Origin of the sequence: Phormidium pseudopriestleyi FRX01 (assembly GCF_017313335.1) — a bacterium.
In the GTDB taxonomy this organism is placed as follows: domain Bacteria; phylum Cyanobacteriota; class Cyanobacteriia; order Cyanobacteriales; family Laspinemataceae; genus Laspinema; species Laspinema pseudopriestleyi.
Genome location: NZ_JAFLQW010000573.1, coordinates 1 through 2,901, shown reverse-complemented (window position 1 = coordinate 2,901; position 2,901 = coordinate 1). Strand labels below are relative to the sequence as shown.

The 2,901-nt window shown below is 45.7% G+C and carries 2 protein-coding genes; both read left to right on the top strand.

Annotation, left to right across the window (positions count from 1 at the left end):
* Positions 1-189 precede the first annotated feature (189 nt).
* Positions 190-2,046, top strand: a complete 1,857-nt coding sequence (locus J0895_RS21790) for a sensor histidine kinase (RefSeq protein WP_207090094.1) — start codon at positions 190-192, stop codon at positions 2,044-2,046.
* A 10-nt stretch (positions 2,047-2,056) separates the two neighbouring features.
* Positions 2,057-2,719 (top strand): PDDEXK-like family protein, encoded by a 663-nt coding sequence (locus tag J0895_RS21785; RefSeq protein WP_207090093.1) that lies wholly within the window; start codon positions 2,057-2,059, stop codon positions 2,717-2,719.
* Positions 2,720-2,901 lie beyond the last annotated feature (182 nt).

Genomic DNA, 2,901 nt, shown 5'->3' with positions numbered 1-2,901 from the left:
CGCAAACTAAACGTAAAGGGAAAGTTCAAACTAGATTTGAGCCGACTTATTAGAGGCGAAATGAGCAGCGCCCATTAGAATTAGGCTTTGGTCTAAGGCTATGCAAGAATCCCCGTGTCTTTAGACATCGGGAGTGTCAACGCCTGTCTTCAGATCCAAGTATCTTTATCAGCAAAGGAAGTCCCTTTTATGCAGCTTCAACAGCCTTACGAGGTCCTAGAGACCCGACAACAGAGAGCGATTGTGGATCCACTACAGATTCGCCCGGTAGAGAAATCCGCTCCAAATCTCCTGGAGCAGCTCAAAACCAAGATTCGCCGCTTAAGTATTAAGCAAAAAATCGGCTATGGTTATGCTCTGACCATTTCGATCGCGTTATTGGGAACGGGTCTGGGGTTAGTCGTGGGCGATCGCTATCAGAACAAAGCAAAACAACAACTGGTTCATGCCTACGAACAACAGCGGATCCTTACCCATTTGCAATATGAGGTGGTCACCGCGCGATCGTATCAACAAGGTTTAGTCGCCAGTACGGATCAGTCCCTGTGGAGTGAATCAAAAAGCCGTAATTTTCTGGCCCAAACTCAGAAAATTAAGACCCTTTTAAGCTATTTGCAAGGGTTGGTTAACACCCAGGAGAATAGTTTAGTCACCCTTAATGAATCCCAACTGCAAAAATTATGGAAAATTCAACAAATTGCCGAAAAATCTTCTCAAGACTTAATTCAATTGCAGACCTCGTCATCCCCTGAGTTTGCCGATTTATCTATCCGTTTAAACGACTCGGAAAGAAAGAAAGTTTTGGCCCAAATTTCCCAAGTAGAAGCGGCATTAGAAGCCCTCTATCAGGAACTAGACCCGACCTTAATTTCGGCCAATTCCCAAGAGAAGGCCGCCGAAGAGACTTTTAATCAAGCCGAATCCCTGCGATGGAAAATCACAATTTTCAGCATGATTCTATCCGTGGCGATCGCCGCGATGTTAGCCTACTACACCAGTCGGGCGATCGCCCGTCCCATTGAATGGGTCACCCAAGTTGCCCTACGAACCACTGAACAATCCAATTATAGACTCCGCGTCCCCATCCTCACCGAAGATGAAGCCGGTTTATTAGCCACCTCTCTCAATCAACTAATCAGTCGAGTTGAAGAACAACTCCAGGAAATTCAGCAAGCTCAAACCCAGCTCATTCAAACCGAAAAAATGTCGAGTCTGGGACAGTTGGTGGCTGGAATTGCCCACGAAATCAATAATCCCATCAACTTTATCACCGGCAACATTGAGCATAGCAATCATTACATCCAAGACATCCTCAAAATCGTCAAACTGTATCAAAAAGAGCATACTAATCCGTCCTCGGAACTTCAGGAACTCATTGAAGATGTGGATTTAGAATTCGTCATCACCGACTTGACCAAAATGCTCTCCTCCATGAGCATTGGTTCCGAGCGAATTCGGCAGATTGTCCTTTCTTTGCGTAACTTTTCACGCCTGGACGAAGCCGAGAAAAAACGAGTAGATATTCACGAAGGAATTGACAGTACCCTGTTACTCTGTAACCATCGTTTGTACCCACACATTGAAGTGATTACCCGCTATGAGGAATTGGACCCAATCGAGTGCTATCCGGCGCAACTTAACCAAGTGTTTATGCACTTGATTTCCAATGCGATCGATGCCTTAGAAAGCCAACCGCAGAAAGCCTCCAAAACTTCTCAGTCCCCTCACCAAATCATCATTCAAACCCAGAAGCTCAACGAAAGAACTATCCAGGTAAAAATTGCGGATAATGGTCCCGGGATTGATGAGGCAATCTACAACAAAATATTTGACCCATTTTACACCACGAAAGCCCCCGGAAAAGGCACGGGTTTGGGATTGTCGATTGCTTACGGCGTGGTAGAAAAACATGGGGGTAAAATCGAGGTGAGTTCCGAACCTGGAAAAGGGGCAGAATTTATGATTACCCTTCCCATTGAACCCTTAGCTGACACTTTATCCATCCAGCACATTCGACCTTCTGTCCCAATTTTAAATGCCATCTAAAGTCCAAAAAATGAGCGCCCTTCTTGGTAAATTTAGAACCCTAGGGCAGTCAAAACGAGAGAAAACACAAACTCAGATGTCGGCATTCTTGTCAAGTTTTTCCGACATTCATCAGAAGTCCAGGCAGCGTCAGGTTGCTAATTTTAATCTATTTTCTCTCTTGCAACTGAGCAAAAATGAGGCAACCCAAACTACGGTATTAGGGTGGCTGTTAGATGCCGAGGGCAGTCATGGACAAGGTTCACTGTTTTTAGAACAGCTTGTCAAACTCTGTGGTGACTGCATTCCTCTGGAGCATTTTAGCCAACCCTATCGCCTCCTCTGTGGGGCGATCGCACCGCAATTGCGCCTGGATCTGATTCTGTATCGACCCGGTGAGTTTTTAGTGGCGATCGATAACAATATTTCGGACCGAGAAGGTCTCAACCAAGCGGACTTAGAAATTATGGAGATGCGACGGTTGGGTTCAGCGCAACGTATCCCCAAAGAACGGCAAATTGCCATCTTTTTAACCCCCGAAGGGCGATCGCCCCTGAGTGGAGACCCGTCCCATTGGCACAACCTTTCCTATCCCCAACTCGCCACCGCCTTGGACCAAGTTGTACCCCAACTGAATGATCTAAAACTTAAACATATTTTGGTAGACTGGATCGAGGTGGTGTCCAGGGTGTAAACTACCCAACGCTGACTGAGTACAGTACAGCGTGGGCTTTTAAAGCCTAATGTTTACCAGACTAAGTGTTTATTCACTACGTTAGAGGCAAGTGTTCAAGTTCTTACCTACGGATGCGTAGCTAGTCTGGAGCTACTAAAACTTAAAGATTAAACAGGCTTATTGGGTTAATCCAGTGTCTT

Excerpts from the sequence above, each read along its gene's own strand:
- J0895_RS21790 (WP_207090094.1), top strand. The coding sequence starts at position 190 with ATGCAGCTTCAACAGCCTTACGAGGTCCTAGAGACCCGACAACAGAGA.
- J0895_RS21785 (WP_207090093.1), top strand. The coding sequence starts at position 2,057 with ATGAGCGCCCTTCTTGGTAAATTTAGAACCCTAGGGCAGTCAAAACGA.